This is a genomic window from Goodfellowiella coeruleoviolacea (assembly GCF_024171785.1).
In the GTDB taxonomy this organism is placed as follows: domain Bacteria; phylum Actinomycetota; class Actinomycetes; order Mycobacteriales; family Pseudonocardiaceae; genus Goodfellowiella; species Goodfellowiella coeruleoviolacea.
In genome coordinates, this window is the sequence record NZ_JAMTCK010000002.1 from 101932 (window position 1) to 120280 (window position 18349).

At 73.3% G+C, this 18349-nt stretch carries 13 protein-coding genes; 9 read left to right on the top strand and 4 right to left on the bottom strand.

The window, feature by feature from the left end:
- Positions 1–9: 9 nt before the first annotated feature.
- Entirely contained in the window at positions 10–1527 is a 1518-nt protein-coding gene (gene nagZ / locus LX83_RS04030; protein ID WP_253767161.1) for a beta-N-acetylhexosaminidase, read from the bottom strand.
- A gap of 351 nt (positions 1528–1878) precedes the next feature.
- Here nagZ and LX83_RS04035 point away from each other — a divergent pair, with 351 nt between their 5' ends.
- The 3 genes from LX83_RS04035 to LX83_RS04045 all read left to right on the top strand — a co-directional run bounded on the left by LX83_RS04035 (position 1879) and on the right by LX83_RS04045 (position 4898).
- Positions 1879–2835 carry a zinc-binding dehydrogenase gene (locus LX83_RS04035; RefSeq protein ID WP_253767164.1) on the top strand — a complete coding sequence of 319 codons (957 nt, stop codon included), beginning with the start codon at positions 1879–1881 and terminating at the stop codon, positions 2833–2835.
- Positions 2835–3725, top strand: coding sequence for an LLM class flavin-dependent oxidoreductase (locus LX83_RS04040; RefSeq protein ID WP_253767166.1), 891 nt, complete (start codon positions 2835–2837; stop codon positions 3723–3725). The genes LX83_RS04035 and LX83_RS04040 overlap by 1 nt, the downstream gene beginning before the upstream one ends.
- 144 nt (positions 3726–3869) lie before the next feature.
- Positions 3870–4898, top strand: coding sequence for an amidohydrolase family protein (locus LX83_RS04045; protein WP_253767169.1), 1029 nt, complete (start codon positions 3870–3872; stop codon positions 4896–4898).
- Here LX83_RS04045 and LX83_RS37655 read toward each other — a convergent pair.
- The gene (locus LX83_RS37655) at positions 4882–5013 is read right to left on the bottom strand and encodes a hypothetical protein (protein WP_301327621.1); all 132 of its coding nucleotides are present in this window, start codon (positions 5011–5013) and stop codon (positions 4882–4884) included. The genes LX83_RS04045 and LX83_RS37655 overlap by 17 nt on opposite strands.
- Positions 5014–5103: 90 nt before the next feature.
- On the bottom strand, positions 5104–6033 hold the full coding sequence (locus tag LX83_RS04050; RefSeq protein WP_253767172.1) for an alpha/beta fold hydrolase: 930 nt from the start codon (positions 6031–6033) through the stop codon (positions 5104–5106).
- Between the two features lie 91 nt (positions 6034–6124).
- Here LX83_RS04050 and LX83_RS04055 point away from each other — a divergent pair, with 91 nt between their 5' ends.
- A complete protein-coding gene (locus LX83_RS04055; RefSeq protein ID WP_253767174.1) occupies positions 6125–7060 on the top strand; it encodes a LysR family transcriptional regulator in 936 nt (311 codons plus the stop codon).
- On the opposite strand, the gene LX83_RS04060 is transcribed toward LX83_RS04055, so the two are convergent.
- Complete coding sequence (locus LX83_RS04060; RefSeq protein ID WP_253767176.1) at positions 7038–7934, bottom strand: hypothetical protein; 897 nt, start codon at positions 7932–7934, stop codon at positions 7038–7040. The genes LX83_RS04055 and LX83_RS04060 overlap by 23 nt on opposite strands.
- 316 nt (positions 7935–8250) lie before the next feature.
- Here LX83_RS04060 and LX83_RS04065 point away from each other — a divergent pair, with 316 nt between their 5' ends.
- From LX83_RS04065 to LX83_RS04090, 5 genes are read left to right on the top strand one after another with little or no spacing between them, the layout of a single operon-like run.
- A complete protein-coding gene (locus LX83_RS04065; RefSeq protein WP_253767178.1) occupies positions 8251–8748 on the top strand; it encodes a YbaB/EbfC family nucleoid-associated protein in 498 nt (165 codons plus the stop codon).
- Positions 8745–9068: a WXG100 family type VII secretion target gene (locus LX83_RS04070; RefSeq protein WP_253767180.1), complete on the top strand. Its 324-nt coding sequence runs from the start codon at positions 8745–8747 to the stop codon at positions 9066–9068. Before LX83_RS04065 ends, LX83_RS04070 begins: the two co-directional genes overlap by 4 nt.
- Before the next feature lie 42 nt (positions 9069–9110).
- Positions 9111–14177 (top strand): WXG100-like domain-containing protein, encoded by a 5067-nt coding sequence (locus LX83_RS38305; protein ID WP_308203909.1) that lies wholly within the window; start codon positions 9111–9113, stop codon positions 14175–14177.
- Between the two features lie 28 nt (positions 14178–14205).
- Positions 14206–16605 (top strand): ADP-ribosylglycohydrolase family protein, encoded by a 2400-nt coding sequence (locus LX83_RS04085; protein ID WP_253767182.1) that lies wholly within the window; start codon positions 14206–14208, stop codon positions 16603–16605.
- Positions 16606–16648: 43 nt separating this feature from the next.
- Complete coding sequence (locus tag LX83_RS04090; protein WP_253767184.1) at positions 16649–18202, top strand: ADP-ribosylglycohydrolase family protein; 1554 nt, start codon at positions 16649–16651, stop codon at positions 18200–18202.
- The last annotated feature ends 147 nt before the right edge of the window (positions 18203–18349 follow it).

The following is an 18349-nucleotide window of genomic DNA, read 5'->3' on the forward strand; positions in this document are numbered from 1 at the left end:
GTCACGTCCTCAGCGGCCGACAACGGCCTCGGCCGTGGCCCGCAGGCTGGCGTGGCCCCGGCCGTAGGCGCGGATCAGCGCCGGTGCCGGGGTGTCCGCGGCGTCCGTGCTGGTCGCGGTCGCCGCCGAGTCGGGCAGGCCGGTCTCGACCAGGCGCGCGTCCGGCCGCCCGGCCAGCAGCGCGTCCCGTGCCTGGCGCTGCCAGTCGTGCAGGTTCGCGTCCTCGGTCGCGATCACCAGCGGCCGGTTCGCCGCCCTGGCCAGCAGACCGGCCACGTCCACCGGGCCCGCCGTGATCCCGACGCCGTCGGCGTCGGGGTCCAGTGCCCGCACGTGGGTGACCAGATCGGACCCGTCCCACTCCAGCGCCGGCCGAGGCGCGCGGTAGAGGTCGACGACGAACGGTGCGCGCAGCGGGGCCGGCAGCGGAGTGCGCCGCACCGCGCGCCGGGCCGCGGCCAGCCCTGGCTCGTGCCGCTCATCGTCCACAGTGGACGTTGACGCCGGTGGCTGGGCGAACCGCGCCGCCAGCGCGGCCACCCGCTGTGCCGCCTCGAACACCCGCTCCTCGGCCAGTGCGCCGTCGGCCACCGCCTGGACCACCGCGGCCACGCAGCGCTCGTGCAGGCCGTCATCGGGCTCGGCGATGATGAGCTGGTCGGCGCCGGCGGCGAAGGCCATCCACGCGCCGGCCGCCTCGCCGTAGCGGTCGGCGATGGCCTTCATCTCCAGCGCGTCGGTGACGATCACGCCGGTGAAGCCCAGTTCGGCGCGCAGCACGTCGACGAGCACGCGTCGGCTCAGCGTCGCGGGCAGCTCGTCGAGTTCGGGGAAGCTGACGTGGGCGGTCATGATCTGCGGCACGCCCGCGGCGATCGCGGCGCGGAACGGTGCCAGGTCGACCTCGCTGAGCGTGGCGAGATCGCGGGTGTCCACGGCGACCCCCAGGTGGCTGTCCACAGTGGTGGAACCGTGGCCGGGGAAGTGCTTGGCGCACGGGGCGACACCGGCCGCGAGGGTGCCCTCGACCCAGGCGGCCACATGCCGGCTCACCAGTTCCGGGTCGGCGCCGAAGGACCGGGTCCGGATGATCGGGTTGGCGTCCTCGCGCTGGACGTCGGCCACCGGCGCGTAGCTGACCATGATGCCCAGCGCGGCCAGGTGACCGGCCAGGGTCCGGGCCACCCGGGCGGTGAGTTCGGGGTCGTCGGCGACGCCGAGCGCCCAGTGGGCGGGGCTGGCCGGTACCTGGGCGCGTTCCAGGTGGCCGATGCGCCCACCCTCCTGGTCGATGGCGACCAGGAAGTCCGACCGCAGCGCCCGCAGTTCGTCGGTGAGCGCGCGCAGTTGGGCGGTGTCGGTGACGTTGCGGGTGTGCAGGATGACGCCGCCGAGGCCGTTGTCGACCCGTCGGCGGAGTTCGTCGGTGACCACGGGGGCGTCCCAACCCAGGATGAGGCAGCGGTGCACGGCCTCTCCCAGGTCGGCCGTGACGGAAGCGGTGGGCCGGGTCTTCGGCGAGGTCATGGTGCTGCCTTTCGAACGAAGCGGTTCCGGGTCCGGCGTGCTGTCCTGCTGATCAGCATCTTTGGCAGCGAACCGGTGTGCTGTCAACGAAGTTGGCGAGATAAATGGACTAGACCACCGGTCTGGGCTACCCAAATCGGCCCGGTGCCGGCCGGACGTTGACCCGGCCGGTTCCCGTGCCGAGGCGACCGCGATCTCCACCGCCACCGGCAGGCGCGGTCGGGATCTGCCGCCGACCCCCGGCAGGTCGCTCTGCCCAGCGGCCACACCGCCAGGGCCGACCCCTTGACCTCCAGTGCGGTGGAGATCGCAGGATGGGTCCGGCCAGGGTTCGCGAGGAAGAGGGATGCGATGCGTGCGGTGTGGTTGCGGGAGTTCGGTGGGCCGGAGGTGCTCGTGGCCGGGGACGCGCCAGACCCGGTGGCCGGCCCGGGGCAGGTGTTGGTCGAGGTCGAGTACGTCAACATCACCTTCGTCGAGACCATGTTCCGGGCCAGCGGTTTCGGGCCGTTCCCTCGGCGGCCACCGCTGATCCCGGGCAACGGCGTCGGTGGTGTGGTCAGCGCGGTCGGTGCCGACGTCGACCCCGGCCTGGTCGGCGCGCGGGTGGTCAGCTCCACCGGTGGCTCTGGCGCCTACGCCGAACTGGTCGCCGTGGACGCCGCCGGGCTCGTCCGGGTGCCCGACGCCGTGGCGCTCGACGACGCGGTGGCGCTGCTCGCCGACGGGCGCACGGCCGCCATGCAGCTCGGCGCGGCCGAGGTGGCCGAGGGGGACCGCGTGCTGGTGGAGGCGGCGGCGGGCGGCGTCGGCACGCTGCTGGTGCAGCTCGCCGCGGCGGCCGGTGCCCGGGTGGTGGCGCTGGCCGGCGGCGCGGCCAAGACCAGGCTGGCCGAGCAGCTGGGCGCCGAGGTGGCGATCGACTACCGGCAGCCGGACTGGCCGGACCGGGTGCGGGCCGCGGTGGGCGGGGTCGACGTGGTCTTCGACGGGGTGGGCGGTGCCGTCGGTCGCACCGCATTCGACCTGCTCGACCGGGGCGGTCGGATGCTCAGCTACGGGCTGGCCAGCGGCGAGTGGGCGGACATCCCCGAGCGGACCGCGGCCGAGCGGGGCGTGCGGCTGGTCCGCGCGTCGGCCACGCCGGAGCAGATGCGCGGGTTCGTCGAGGAGGTGCTGGCCAAGGCGGCTGCCGGGCAGTTGCGGCCGGTGATCGGACAGCGGTTCGCACTGGACCGGGCGGCGGACGCGCACGCGGCCGTGCAGTCGCGGCAGACCATCGGCAAGACCCTGTTGGAGGTGCGGTGATGACCGGGTTGCGGGTGGGCGTGGTGCTGCCCTCGTTCGGCGCGGGCGTGCCGGGGAGCGTCGCCGAGCACGCTCGGCACGCCGAGGAGGTCGGGCTGGAGTCGGTCTGGGTGGGCGACCACCTGATCCCGGTGCGCCCGTTCCTGGACAGCACGCTGGTGCTGGCCACCGCGGCGGCCGTCACCGAGCGGATCAGGATCGGCTTCGGCGTGCTGGTCCTGGCGCTGCGGCCGGTGGCGTGGGCGGCCAAGCAGGTGGCCACCCTGCAGCAGCTGTCCGGCAACCGGGTGCTGCTGGGCATCGGCACCGGCGGCTCGGTGCACGGCGACGCGGCCTGGCGCGCCGTGGGCGTGCCCTACCGGGAGCGGGGCCGGCGCACCGACGCCGCACTGGCGGTGCTGCCGGGACTGGTGGCGGGTGAACCCACCGCCGTGCACGACGAGCAGGTCACGCTCAGCCCGGGGGCGCCCATGCCGCCGGTGCTGATCGCCGGTTCGGGGGCGGCACTGCGCCGGGTGGCGCGGTACGGCGACGAGTGGTACCCGGCGTTCTCCTCGCCCGACCAGATCGCCGAGGGCGTGCGGGAACTCACCGAACTGGCCGCCGGGTTCGGGCGCCCGACACCCGGTGTGACGGTGAACGTGAGCGTGGGCCTCGGCGACCTCGACCCGTCGCTGGTTGACGCGCAGGTGCGGGCGCTGACCGACTACGGCATGAGCGAGGACCAGGCCAGGCGGTCGCTGGTCACCGGCAGCCCGGCGCAGGCCGCGGAGCGGTTCGCCGAGCTGGCCGAGGCCGGTGTCGGCCGGATCGTCGCCATGCCGTTCGCCGGGGACCGGTTCCGGCAGCGCGAACTGCTCGCCGAGACCGCCGAGTTGGTCGCCAAGTAGGGGCGCCCGATACCGGCGCTGGCCGCCGGTCCAGTGGAGCGCCGGTGGTGCCGTGGGGCGGCGCCACCGGTCCCGCCACCGCGGCGCGTCCCCCGGGTACCGTCGTCCCGCCTGGCTGACCGCGACGAGGTGGAGGGGGTCGGGATGGCCGACCAGATCGGGCAGGATCAGCGTGGGCGGGCCGGGACCGCTGCCGCGAACCCGGTGTCCGACCAGGCGCCGTCATCGGCCGAGCGCGAGCGCGCCGAGCACGAGCGGGCCGAGCACGAGCGCGCCGAGGTCGCCGCGTTCCGGCGGTCGGTGGGGTTGACCCACCTCGTCGACGTGCACACGCACTTCATGCCGCAGCGGGTGCTGGCCAAGGTGTGGGCCTACTTCGACAGGGCCGGGCCGCTGATCGGGCGGAGCTGGCCGATCACCTACCGGCAGCAGGAGCAGCGGCGCGTGGACCTGCTGCGCGGCTTCGGGGTGCGCGCGTTCACCGCCATGCTCTACCCGCACAAGCCGGGCATGGCGCGCTGGCTCAACGACTGGGCGGCCGACTTCGCCGCGCGCACCCCGGACTGCCTGCACACGGCCACGTTCTTCGCCGAGCCGAGCGCGCCCGACGACGTGCGCCGCGCGCTGGAGCAGGGCGCGCGCGTGTTCAAGAGCCACCTCCAGGTCGGCGGGTACGACCCCACCGACCCGGTGCTGGACCCGGTGTGGGGGCTGCTGGCCGAGACCGGGGTGCCGGTGGTGACGCACTGCGGGTCGGGTCCGGTGCCCGGCGCGCACACCGGACCCGACCCCGTGGCCCGGGTGCTCGCCAGGCACCCGCGGCTGCGGCTGGTCGTCGCGCACCTCGGCATGCCGGAGTACCACGAGTTCCTCGACCTGGCCGAGCGCCACGACCGGGTCATGCTGGACACCACCATGGTGTTCACCCCGTTCATCGAGGAGACCGCGCCGTTCCCGGCCGATGCCCTGCCCCGGCTGGCCGACCTGGGCGACCGGATCCTGCTGGGCACCGACTTCCCCAACATCCCGTACTCCTATGTGGACGCGCTCAGGGCGTTGGCGCGCACCGGTCTTGGCCCGGCCTGGCTGCGCGCGGTCTGCCACGACAACGCCGCCCGCCTGTTCGACCTGGGCCCCGACCCGCGGCCTGGTCCCGTCAGCCGCGGCGCCTGACGCGGACGTACAGGGTCACGCTGCTCACGGCCAGCACCACGCACACCAGGACGCCGATCGCCAGGAACGTCCCCGTGGTCTCGCTGAAGCCCCGCTCGTAGACCACCTCGGTCACGCCGGACCCAGAACCCTGACCGCGGCGGGCTTCGCGTTCTGCCCGGTTCCGGTGCCCGGCGCGGGTGGCCGTGCCGGGCAGGCCAACGCCTCACCCGTGGATGTCCGCCACAGCCGTGCGTGCCGTGCTTTCCATGCTTTCCATGCCCTCCGAGAGGAACTCCAGCAGCCGGGCGGCCACCAGCTCCGGCTGCTCCTCCGGCAGGAAGTGCCCGCTGTCCGGGATCACCGCGTTGCGCACGTCGGTGGCGACCTGGCGGAAGCTGTGGAACGGCACCAGGTTTCCCGAGTGCTGCCCGCCGAGGGTCAGCACCGGCGCGGCCAGCGGCGTCCTGGCCCACTCGGCGAAGGTCACCGCGTCGGTGGGCAGGGCGCGGTAGTACTCGAAGCCAGCGGCCAGGCGCCTCGGCTGCTGGTACGCGCGCAGGTACTCGTCCACATCGGACGGTGTGATCGCGTTGGGCTGCCTGGTGTGGCCGTAGAAGTGCTCCAGCAGGACGCGCTCCCGACCGGCGGCCAGTGACTCGGCCAGGCCGGGGACCGCGAAGAACCCGAAGTGCCACAGCCCGGCCCGCGCGGCGAACTCGGTGAGGCCGAAACCCTGCAACGGGACGTCCAGCACGGCCAGCCGGCGCACCCGCTCCGGGTTGCGCGCCGCCCAGGCGTAGGCGGTGGGCGCGCCCAGGTCGTGGCCGACCACGGTCACCCGGTCGATGCCGAGCGCCGCGCACCAGCGGTCCAGCAGGGCTGCGGCGGCCCGGACGTTGTGGCCCTCGGGCAGGAAGCCGGAGTCGCCCAGCCCGGGCAGGTCCACCGCGAGCACCTGGTGGTGCGGGGCCAGCCGGGGGATCACCCGGCGCCACGAGTACCAGGTCTGCGGCCAGCCGTGCAGCAGCACGACCGGGTCGCCGCCGGTGCCCGCGCGCACGTGGTGCAGCCGCACCCCGTCCACCTCGGTGTGCTGGTGCTCCCACGGGCCGAGCCCGGTGTCGGTGTTGGTTGTCGAGATCGCGTTGGTCACGCCCGACAGTAGACGTCCACCACCGCCGCGTTGTCATTTCTCATATATCGCGCTGAATGACGTCATACGTGGAAATGGATAACGTGGGCTGGTGGAGCTTCGACACCTGCGCTACGCGCTGACCCTGGCCGAACACGCGCACTTCGGCAGGGCCGCCGCCGCGCTCGGCATCGCGCAGCCGCCGCTGTCCCAGCAGATCAAGAACCTGGAGACCGAGTTGGGCGTGCGGCTCTTCGACCGCACCGGGCACGGCGTGCACCCCACCGCCGCGGGCCGGGCGTTCCTGCGGCGCGCCGAGGAGGTGCTGCGCAACCTCGACCTCGCCGCGCTGGAAGCGGCCAGTGCCGGGCGCGGCGAGACCGGCCGGCTGGCCATCGGCTTCCTGGGCACCGCGTTGAGCGGGGTGCTGCCCGAAGCACTCTCCGCGTTCCGCCGCCAGTACCCCGACGTCCACCTGGACCCCCGGGAAATGCCCAGCACCGCCCAGATGGAGGCACTGGTCGAGGGGCACATCGACGCCGGATTCGTCTGCGGGCCGGTGCCCGCTCCGGCCAGCGCGCGGCTCACCGCGATCCCGCTGACCAGGGAACTCCTCGTCGCCGCGGTGCCGGCCGACCACGAACTGGCCGACCGGCAGCCGCTGGACATCACCGCGTTGGCCGGACAGCGGCTGATCCTGCACTCGCGGCAGGCCGAGCCGGCCGCCGTGGACGCCGCCGTGGCCATGTGCCGGGCCGCCGGTGTCGAGCCGGGGGAGGTCCTGGAGACGGGCGGGCTGCACACCATGCTCGGTCTGGTCGCCTGCGGGCTGGGCATCGCCGTGGGGCCGCAGAGCATGCGGCGGTTCCGCCGGGACGGCGTGCGCGTCGTCGATCTCGCACCGAACCCGCCCACCGTCAACATCCACCTGGCCCACCGCACCGACAACGACGAGCAGGTGTTGCGCAACTTCCGGAGCGTGGTGGTCCGCACCATGCGCCGCCCGCCGGCACGGCGACCGGCGATCAGTAGCCGTAGCGGCTCTTGAGGTGGCGCCACCAGTCTCGGAACATCCACTTGTCGAACTCGGTGATCTGGGTGGCGCTGCCCGCCTTCATGAGGAACCCGCCCACACCGGTCGGGGTCCAGTCGTAGAAGTCGTCCAGTCCGAACGAATGCCCCATCTCGTGCAGCAGGATGTGGACGTTGTCACTGTTGAGCGCGCCGACGTAGTACTCGCTGCCGACGCGCTGGCCCCAGTCACCACCGGCACCGCCGCCGAACCCGGCGGTCAGCCACAGCGACATGTCGTAGTGCCGCGCCGCGCCGCCGGGGCACTGCGAGTAGTTGCCGTCCTGGTGGAAGAACCGGCCGCACTTGGGTGCGCACTGGGGCGCGTTCTCGTTGATGTCGTTGACGTAGATGTCAACGGAGTTGTCCGTCCACTGCAGAGTGTTGCGGTCCCGCACCGCCCAGCCGACCACCCTGACCGGCACGCTGGGGTAGGGCCAGGAGTCGTATCCCTGGCCGTTCTCGGTCATCGCCGCCACCCACTTGGCGAACTGCCTGGCCAGGGTCGCGTGGATCTGGTCGCGCAGCGCGGCGGAGACCGGCGCGCTGGAGTCCCAGCGCACGCAGTAGTTGATGCTGCCCCTGTTGGCCATCACCTGGTCCCAACCGTAGTTGCGGAAGCCGTAGAGGTTGGGGTAGGTGGATTCCACGTGCTGCCAGACCTGGTTGAGCGGGGTCACCAGGGAACCCGGCGGGTTCCAGGTGGCCAGCGGTGCCGCACTGGCGGTGGCGGCCGCCTGGCCGGCGGCGGGAGCGGCGGTCGGGGTGGCCGCGGCGGCGGGCGCGACCGAGCCCACCAGCGCGGCGGTGAGTGTGGCGAGGAAGGCGCGGCGGAGTCGTCGAGCGCGCATTCGCTACCTCCGGGTGAGCCAGCAGGGGTGATCGCGAACTCGCCGAGCTGGCAACACCATCACGAACGCGTGGTCACCCGCGACGAGTTCGACCGCGTCATTCGCGCGCGGATGCCGTGAACGCGTTGGTGATTCTAGGGACGACCGGATCAACCCCACAACGATCGAGGTGCTTTCCGGCCCGGTGCCGGTTCCGCCGGCCCACCGCGCGCCCCGGGCGAGTCGCCAGGCACGACCGGGCGCGAAACCGCTGACCCGCTGTTACCGGGGGCTCGCGGGCTGTTGATATTCTCCCCCGGAAGGGGGGAAGATCATCATGACTCAGTCACGCCCACACGGCAGCGACCGCAACGCCGCCATGCGCGCCACCGTTCAGCAGTTGCTCGCCGAGTACCAGCAGCAGATGGACCGGCTCGGCGAGGCGCGCAAGCGGATCGCCGAACTCAGCGGCCAGGCCAGCTCTCCCGATCGGGTGATCACCGTCACGGTGGACGCCAGCGGAGTGGCCAGCAAGATCGAGTTCACCCGCGACGTGTTCAGCGAGTACACCCCGGTCCGGCTCGCCGAGACGCTGACGTCGGTGCTGCGCCAGGCCGCCAGCCAGGTTCGCGGCCAGGCCGCCGAGATCGGCGAGTCCATGCGGGGCAACGCACCCAAACTGGCCGACCTCGTGCCGGGCGCCCCGAACCTGCCCGATCTGCCAACCGTGCCCGAGGTGGCCACGCCCGCCGCCGGTCAGCCAGCCGGCCACCGGTCGCCGCGCGATGACGAGGACTACGACCAGGGTTCGTTCCTGGAGGAGCGCCCCCGGTGACCAACGGCTACGAGGTCGACCCGGCGAGCCTGACCGCCGAGTCCGCCGGGTTCGCCACCCAGGGCGACGCCGTCATCGACGTGCGCGACCGGCTGGTCAACGCGCTCAACGCCGAGGGCCCCTGCTGGGGCGATGACGACACCGGCCAGGAGTTCGCCGCCGAGTACCTGCCCGGCGTCGAGCAGATGGTGCGGGCGTTCACCGACCTGGCCAGCGGGCTGGTCGAGGTCAGGAACCAACTGGTCGGGATGGCCCAGCAGTACGAGCAGGTCGAGCAGGACCAGCAGCGGGGTTTCGACCACCAGCGCGACCTGCTGTGAGCAGGTGCCGGACGGGAATTCGAGAACAGGGGCGGACGTAGGGTGAGCATCCAGTGTCCGGAGCCGGTGCAGTGGCTGCTGCCGATCGTGGTGGGGGAGAAGTGGCCACAGGGCGATGAGGACGCGATGTGGCGGCTGCGGGACGCGTGGCAGCAGGCCGCCACCGAGATGAGGCAGGTCGGCGCGGACGCCGACCAGGTCGCCGAGCGGGTGCTCGGCACCATGAGCGGCGAGGCGGCCGACAGCTTCCGCGCCTACTGGGACCAGCTCAGCTCCGGTGACCAGGCCGTGTTCGACAAGTTGGCCGAGTACGCCGACAACATGGCCAAGGCGTGCGACGAGTGCGCCACCGAGATCGAGTACGCCAAGCTGGCCATCATCGCCGCGCTGATCGCGCTGGCCATCGAACTGGCGGCGACCGCGGTGGCGTCGTTCTTCACCTTCGGCGCGGCGGCTGCTGCGGCACCGGCCGAGATCGCCGCGACCCGGGTCACCGTGCAGGTCGTGCTGCGGGTGCTGCTGCAGGCGATCAAGCGGATCTTCCTGGCCGCCCTCAAGGAGATGGCCATCGAGGTCGCCACCGACCTGGCCGTGCAGGGCGTGCAGGTGGCCAAGGGCAGCCGGGACGGCATCGACTGGGCCAAGACCGGTGAGGCCGCGGTCGGCGGCGCGGTGGGCGGTGCCATCGGCGAGGCCGCTGGCGGCCTGCTCGGCAAGGTCAGGCTCGGCGGTTCGGCCAACCCGGTCGCGGTGGGCGTCACCGAGGGGGTCAAGGGCCTGGTCGAGGGCGTGGCCACCGACGGGCTGACCGCCGTGGTCACCGGCAACGGCGAGGAGTTCGACCTCGGTGACGCGCTGCTCGGCGCGGCCGGGGACTCCGTGCGCACCGGCGTGTCCGCCGGCCGGGAGCACCACAGGGCCGGCCTGGCCGGTGTCGGCGACATCGACATGCCGGACATGGATCTGCCGGACGGCGGTCCGGACCGGGCGTCGTCGCCGGCAACTCCACCGACAACTCCCCTGGCGCACCGGACCAGCGGCACTCCGGATCTCGCCGGTGGCGAGGCGGCCACCCCGGCGCCCGGGCACGACGTGGGCGCGCGCGCTTCGGCCGCGGTTGACACCGACAGCGGGTCGGCCACGCGACCGGCGCCTGCCACGCCAGCCGCCGCCGGGTCCGCGCCCACTGCTTCAGCGCCAACTGTCGCAGCGCCGATCGACTCCGGGCCGGCCTCGGCCGCGCCGGCCGGTTCCGGAATGGTCGCGGACGTGAGCGCGTCGCGTGTGGACGGTCAGCCGGCCGGTGGCACCCACCAGGCCGCAGTGGCGCCGCCACTGGACGCTCCCGCGCCGACCGCCGGCCACGCGCCGGCATCCGCCACTCCGGTCGCGAGTGGCACCCCGGCCGGCGTCGGCGGCACCGGCCAGGACGCACCGGCCGCATCAGCCGCACCGGGCGCGCCGGCGGCGCAGCAGAGCGGTGGGGCGGCCACCCCCGCCGGTGGCGCGCCGAGCAGCAGTGGCGGGGCGGTGGCCAGCAGCCCGACAACGGGTGGCGGTGGATCGACCGTCACCGGCCCGGCTCCGTCGAGTTCGGGCGGCTACGGCAGCGCGAGCGGTGGCAGCGGGTCATCCGGGGCCGCGGTGTCGTCCGGATCGGCTGCCGGTGGCCCCGGCGGGACCGGCACGCCGACCGGTGGCTCCACCACCGGCGCCACGCCGGCCGACGGTCGGGCGTCCTCGGGGGGCTTTGGCAGTGCGGCCAGTGCCTCGGGTGGCTACGGCAGCGCGAGTGGTGGCTCGTCGAGTGGGTCCTCGGGCGGCTACGGCAGTGCCGCTGCCGGGTACGGCTACGCCCCCGGGCAGGGCATGCCCGGGGGCACCGGACAGCGCCCACCCGGTGGCCAGCCGGGCGGCTTCGGCCCGATGGGTTCGGCACCGGCTGCATTCGGGCCGATGGGATCAGGGGCGGCGGATTTCGGTCCCCGGGGGTCGGCACCGGCCGATTTCGGTCCGGTTGGCTCGACGCCGAACGGCTTCGGTCCCCGGGGGTCGGCTCCAGGTGAGTTCGGCCCGGCGGGCTCGGCATCGGACGGCTTCGGTCCCCGGGGGTCGGTTGATCCCGGCCCCGCCGGAACCGGACCGACCGATGCCGGCCAACGGCAGCCGGCTGGCCGGCCGACCGGGCCTGCGCCGATCAGCCCGGCACCGGGTGGTTTCGGCCCGACGGGGTCCCCGCCGGTCGACTTCGGGCCGACCGGTTCAGGCGCGCCCGCCTTCGGGCCGGCCGGGTCCGCGCCTGCCAGTTTCGGTCCTGCCGGCTCCGGCCCTGCTGGGTCCACTGTGGACTTCGGCCCACGGGGCTCCGCACCGACTGACTTCGGGCCGACGGGCACCGCTCCCGCTGATTTCGGGCCTGCCGGCGCATCCGCTTCCGCGACCCAGACCCAGGGTTCGGGCGGGCCAGGTGTCCCACTGGCACCGGGTGGACCGGGTACCGCCCCTGGCGCGGGCGTGCCGCGCGGGCGGGGCGAGGACTTCGGTCCTGGCTGGCAGCAGGGTCCGGCCGGGGCGGGGATGCCACCGCGGCAGGCCGGACCGTTCGGCGGAGCCGGCGTGCCACCGAGGACCGGGCCTGGTGGCCGGTCGCCGCAACCCGGGGCGGTGCCGCCTGGCGGACCGACCGGGCCAGGACCTCGTCCGGCGAACCAGGTGCCGCGCGCCGGCGGCCCACTGCCGCAGCAGCAGTCCGGGCCGGCACGGCACCCGGGGCAGCCAGGCCGACCAGGCCCTGGCGGCCACCCCGTCACGCCGCCCGCGCGCCCAACCGGACCGGGCCAGGCGTGGCCGCCGGCAGCTCGTCCCGGACAGCCGGGGCCCGGCGGCCAGCCGCACCCGGGTCACCCGCCACAGGGTTACCGACCGCACGGCCAGCCACCGCGCGGGCCCATGCCCGGCCAGCCGCACGCCGGGAACGTGCCCTGGCAGCAGGGGCCCTACCAGCCGGGACCGGCCGGTCCGTGGGGGCCGGTGCCGCCGCGCGCCGGCATGGCACCGCCACCGCATCCCCAGCCAGGACCGGGCCGGGCGCCAGGGGGCGTGCCCGTGCAGCGCCCGCACCACGGGCAACCCGCTGGCAACGCACTTCCGCCGGTCCAACGCCGGCCGCCGCTGGCCGGCCCGCCCACCCCGCACCCGGCCGCTCGTCCCGGTGGCCCGCAGGCCGTGCGGCCGCACCCCGGGCAGCCCGGGCCGGACCAGGTGCGGCCAGCAGCACCACCGACCCAGGCCCGGCCACCCGCTGGCCCGCACCCCGGGCAGCACCCTGGTGGGCAACCCGGCCCGCTGTCCACTCCGGACACTGCACGGCCACCGGTTTCCGACTCGCCCGAGCAGGCACCGAAGCAGAGTCAGCCGGCGGCGGACACGCCAACCCCGGTGCACCCGCGGCCGGACCACGACACCGCGCCCGCGCCGCAGCACCAGCCGGACCCCGTCCAGCCCGTCGCGGCCGAGCAGCCGGCACCGGGGCAGCGGCCGAGGGTCGAGGCCGAGCCGCTCCTCCAGGACGAGCCCTACCTCGGCAACCCCAACCACCAGGCCACGGCCGAGGACTTCGCCGTGCTCCGCGCGGACCGGGACGTGGTCGGCCTGATGGATCACATCGCGGCGGAGAAGCTGGCGCAGCCGGAGTTCGCCAACGTGCCCCGCGACGAGCTGTTCGCCGTGCACGCCTACACCCGCCACGGGATGTACGAGAAGGTGAACAAGGCGCTGCGCGAGGGCACGAACCTGGACATCTACCGGCACCACGCGAGCGCGGTCGCCTCCGGGCTGAAGCACATGCCCGTGCACCGGGGTGAGGTGGTCCGGCGCATGGGCCTCACCGGCAAGGCCGCCGAGTTCGCCGCCGCGCACTACCAGGTCGGCCAGGTGGTCGTGGAGACGCAGTTCACCAGCAGCTCCTATGTGGACGACAAGAACCGGGACAGCGCCTTCAAGCAGCCGAACTACGACATCAAGCTGACGATCGCGTCCAAGACGGGGCGCAACATCTCCGGCATCGCGAGTTCCCGCGCCGAGCGGGAGGTGCTGCACGCGCCCGGCACGCAGCTGTTGGTGCGCCGCAACGAGATCGTCGAAGTGCGCGACCCGTTCGGCAGGCCAAAGCTCGAACGGCACATCGAAGCCGAGGAGATCACCCCTGACTCACCCCACTACCTGGCCCCCGACCAGGCGCGGGAGCGGATCGCGGAGCGGCGGGAGCGCACGGCGGTCGAGGCCAGGGTGCTCAAGGAACTGGACGCGCTGAAGGCGGAGATGGCCGCCCAGCGCGGCGGACGGAGTTCCTCGGGCATTGACCCGTCACGGCTGGGCGGGCCGGTGTCGGCCAGCAGCGACCAGGGCGGCGGGGACCAGGGCGGCGACCACGGTGGTGACGTTGGACACGGCGTCGGTTCTCCGGTGGTGGCGAACCAACCGGACCAGCCGGAGACAGCGGCCGAGTCGGTGTCCGCCGAGCCCGATCGCGAGGTCGGGCAGGTTCCGGAGTCGGAGTGGTCCAGCATCTGCAGGTCGACCAACCCGCCAGCCGAACCGGCGATCCACGCCGAGGCCGCGATGGACGATCCCGAGACGCACGTGCGCCTGCTGCTGGAGAAGTACCCGGAGCTGCGCAGGGTGAACGGGGACAATGTGGACGGAGAGGACGCCTACCAGGAGGGCTACCACACCAACTGCACGCGGTGCGTGGTCACCTACGAACGCCGGCTGGCCGGGGAGGACGTGGAGGCGGAACCGCTGGCCCCGGAACGGGTGGACAAGGAGGGCACGCTCGACTACGTGCAGCAGCACCTCGGCGGGGAACGCACCGAGCACCGGGACTTCGACGAGGTCATCCGGATCATGCGGGACCGCCCGGACGGCTCGCGCGCGGTGCTCGGCTTCAGGTACGGGGCGGAGAAGAACGGCATGCGGCCCGGCCACGTGGTGACGGTGGTCAAGGACAGCTTCGGCGTCGCGTTCATCGACCCGCAGACCGGTACGCTTGCCCGGCTCAGGCCCGACGCCGTGCAACTGGAACTGCTCTCCTACCAGCCCGCCGCGTGACTGTGGTTGACGGAAGAGGACATTCACGGTGAACAAGCAAGCGGCGATCGCGGCCGCCGAGGAGTGGCTGCGCGGCAGGTTCGGCGAGGACCTCAGGCACGGCAAGCACCGGGTCGGTGTTGAGCCGGGGACGGTGCTCACGCTGCAGGGCTGGTGCGTCCCCTACGGCTACTTCGACGCGGAGGACCCGAGCAAGCCGGGACCCGGGATCTTCCCGGCGCCGGCGGTGCTGGTGCCCGAGGACGGCCGGCCGCCGGAGCTGTACATCCCCAGGCAGGACTCGGCCGCGTCGGACAAGCCCGAGATCCCGGACTTCCAGGCCATGCCGGCCTGGCCGGAACCGTCCGAAGCGGACCACGAGATCGCCAGGGACCTGGCTGGCGGCGGCGTCGCCGTCGTCGACCCGGAGTTCTACGAGGACCTGTTCGCCCATCTCGGGGTGCCGTCCGAGGCCGTGTTCGGCTGGCGCGAGGTCGACCAGGCCGGCCAGCTCACCGGCGGTGGGTGGCGCAACGAGAACTACCGGATCGGTCCGCTGTGGCGGGGCTTCCCCATCCCGGACACGCCGCTGGACGCGCTGCTCAACTACGAGAACTGTGGTTGGTATCCCGAGGAAACGCTCATCTGGGGCATGCTCGACCTCGACGTGTACGTGCCGGCCACCAGGGACTGGACCATCAGGACCGCGCCGACCGGCACCGATCTCAGGGCGTTGGACGTGTTCAGCTCGCGCCGCCGGCTGCCGGCGGACTGCGAGACCTGGTTCCGGGTCCGGGTTCGCGATGTCATCGCCGCCCTGCCCGATGTGCGGCTCGACATCAACCTCGGCCAGGTGCCAAGCAAGAGCTTTGTCGTGTCGGAACTCCAGTCCTATGTGGAGGCCTATCCGGCACCGGCCGACGAGGCCGGGTACGGCTGGGTCCGGGAACAACCGGTCGAGACCAGCCCACCGGTGCAGGTGGAGATCGACCGCGTGGTCGACGACTTCGGGTTCGCCGACGCCGACCAGGCTCGGGACGCACTGGTTCGCCGACTGCGCTTCGCGTCCGGACAGGCCAGGGCGAACCAACACCCGCTGAGCGTGGACGAGTGCCTGCGCCACCTCCGGGGCTGCGCGTGGGAACTGCGCAACGAGACGCTGCCGGAGGGGGCGGAGCCGACGTGGCCGGACGACCCGGTCGGCGCCGGACTGGAACTGCGGTACGCGGAGGACGGAACCCCGCGCCCGTGTGCGCCGCACTTCGGCAAGTTCTCCCGCAACAGCCACGAGAACCACAACCTGGCGTGGCACCGGGTGGTGGGCGCGTACGTGGGCTTCGCCCTCGGTGACGCACTGGGTTCGGCCGTGGAGTTCGACTCGTGGGAGACGATCCAGGAGAAGTTCGGTCCGCACGGACTCACCGAGCTGGCCGTCGCCTTCGACCGGCCAGGACAGATCAGTGCGCTGACCCAGCAGCTGCTGTTCTGCACCGAGGGACTGATCCGAGGCGCCGAGCCGGTCGCCGGCAAGCACCACCTCACCTCCGCGCCGCTCGCGGTCCAGCACGCCTACCAGCGCTGGCTGGTCACCCAGGGGGTGCCGTGGTCGGAGGCCGGGGGCAGGTTCGCCGCTGATCGGGCCGAGCCGGACGGCTGGCTGGTGCGGGTGCCGGAACTGGCGCACCGGCGCTCCCCCGACCTCACCACGCTGAGCACCATCCGCTCCTTTGCCCGCCGCGGCGAGATCGGTTCCCCGGAACGCCGGGTGAACAAGTCGCAGGGCGCGGCGGCCCTGCTGAGCGCGCTGCCCGCCGCGGTCGCCGCCGCACACGGCCTCGATCGAGCCGACGGCATGGAGCACGCCAGGGCCCTGGCCCTGGAACTGGCCCAGTTGACCCACGGTCACAACACGTCCACGAGGGCGGCGATGTCCCTGGCTGGGCTGATGTTCTCGCGCATGCTGGCCGAGGACACCATCCGCCCGGTGCACCTGCTGCTCCAGCCGGAGTACTCGTACTGGCAGGACAACGACTTCCAGTCCGAGCGGTCGGAGTTCCGGCGGGCGTTGCAGGAGGCCAGGGTGCGCCGGGAGCAGCGGGAGGTGCACCCCCTGGCGCAGCTCGACTCGCTGGGCGACGGCGCCACGGCCGTGTCGGTGCTGACCCGGGCCCTGTACGCGGCGAGCCGGTTCGAGACGGAGCCGGAGACCGCGCTGCTGGTGGCGGTGAACCACTCCGGCAACAGCGCGATGACCGCAGCGGTGACCGGCGCCCTGCTGGGCGCCAAGTACGGTGTGCCCGGCCTGCCCAGCCACTGGATCGACCAGTTGGAGCTGCGCTTCCTGGTGGAGAACGTGGCCAGCGACGCGTTCTGGCACTTCAACAGGTTCAGCCCGCTGACCGTGGCCGAGCAGGCGGAGATGTGGACGCGGCGCTACCCGCGGTCCTGAGGGGAGACGGTCGATCGTGGCAGGAGAAGAAACGGATCAGGGCATGGCTGGTGATTTCTGGCTGGGTGAGGACGATCTGGACACGCTGGCGCGGCTGCTGCGGGTGCGGGAGTCGGTCGACACCGGTGAGCCCTCGGCCGTGCCAGTGCCCGTCGCACTGCACCGGTACGAACTCCTGATCGGCGTTGACGAACAGGGCCGCAGGTTCCTCGCGCGCGATCCGGCGCCCCGGCTGCGGGCGGCCCAGTTGGCCGGTCCGGAGCACTCGCCCGAGCCGGCTGGTGAGCAGGCCGCTGCCGCACCGGCGGCGGCCACGACCGCCGCGCAGGCCAACACCGACACCGGCCAGCACGCCGAAGCCCCGGCAACCGCCACTCCAGCGGCCACCGCTCAGGTGACCACTGCTCAGGAGGCGAGCGTGCCGGCGACCACCGCGCCGGTGAGCCCGCCGCCCACCGCGCCGGTGAGCCCGCCGCCCACCGCGCCGCCCACCAGTTCCCGGTTGATCGCCTCGCCCGAGTTCGTGTCCCGGTGGCGGGGGTGCCTGCTCGCCGGTGCGGTGGGTGACGCGCTGGGCGCGCCGATCGAGGGCAAGACCATGGCGGTGGTCCGGGAGACCTACGGCCCGGCCGGCCTGACCGACCTGGCGCCCGCCTACGGTGGGTTGGGCACGATCACCGACGACACGCAGATGCTGCTGTTCACCCTGGAGGGGCTGATCCGGGCGCACGTGCGGCAGCGGCTGCACGGCGCGGCCGAGCTGCGGGACGTGTTGCAGCACGCCTACCAGCGGTGGCTGCACACCCAGGGCGTCCCGTGGGAGCGGGCCAGGGGTCCGAAGTCCACTGTGGAGGCTCCGGACGGGGAACTGGTCAGCCACCGGGGGCTGCACCACCGGCGGGCGCCCGGTGCCACCTGTTTCTTCGCGCTTGAGCAGTTCGGCAAGACCGGTCAGCCCGGGACGTTCGCCAAGCCGGTGAACGACTCCAAGGGGTGTGGCGGGGTGATGCGCTCGGCCCCGGCCGCGCTGTGGTCCGATGACGTGGCCGAGGTGTTCCGGGTTGGCGCGATCAGCGCGGCGCTCACCCACGGGCACCCCAGCGGCTACCTGTCGGCCGGCGCGCTCGCGGTGCTGGTGCACCAGTTGCTGCGCGGTGCCGCCCTGCGGGACGCGCTCGACGTGGCCGTGGCCGAACTGACCGGATGGGACGGTCACGAGGAGCAGGTCAACGCGTTGGAGCAGGCGATCGATCTGTCCAGGCGGGGTGCGCCGAGCCCGGAACGCGTTGCCGAGCTGGGACACGGCGGTGTCGGGGAGAGCGCGTTGGCCATCGCGGTGTACGCGGCCACGGTCGTGGACGACCCCAACGAGGCGCTGCTCGTGTCGGTCAACCACTCCGGCGACAGCGACTCCACGGCCGCCGTGTGCGGCAACATCCTCGGCGCGCTGCACGGGGTCGGCGCGATTCGGCAGAGCTGGCTGGACGCGTTGGAGCACCGGGACATCATCGAGCGGCTCGCCGATGACGCGCTCGCCGAGTTCGGCGCGTTCCCGCCCACCACTCCGGTCTGGTACGCGCGGTATCCGGCGAGCTGAACCGAGGATTTCCCCGCCGCCGACTGACCCCGGTGCCGGTGCTCGTCCGGACGACCAGAATTGCGGTCACCACCGGGTCGGTAGTGCGCCCGCGCCGCGGACCGTGGCGGAATTCGCCACCGCGGAACAACCGGGATGAGTGCCGCG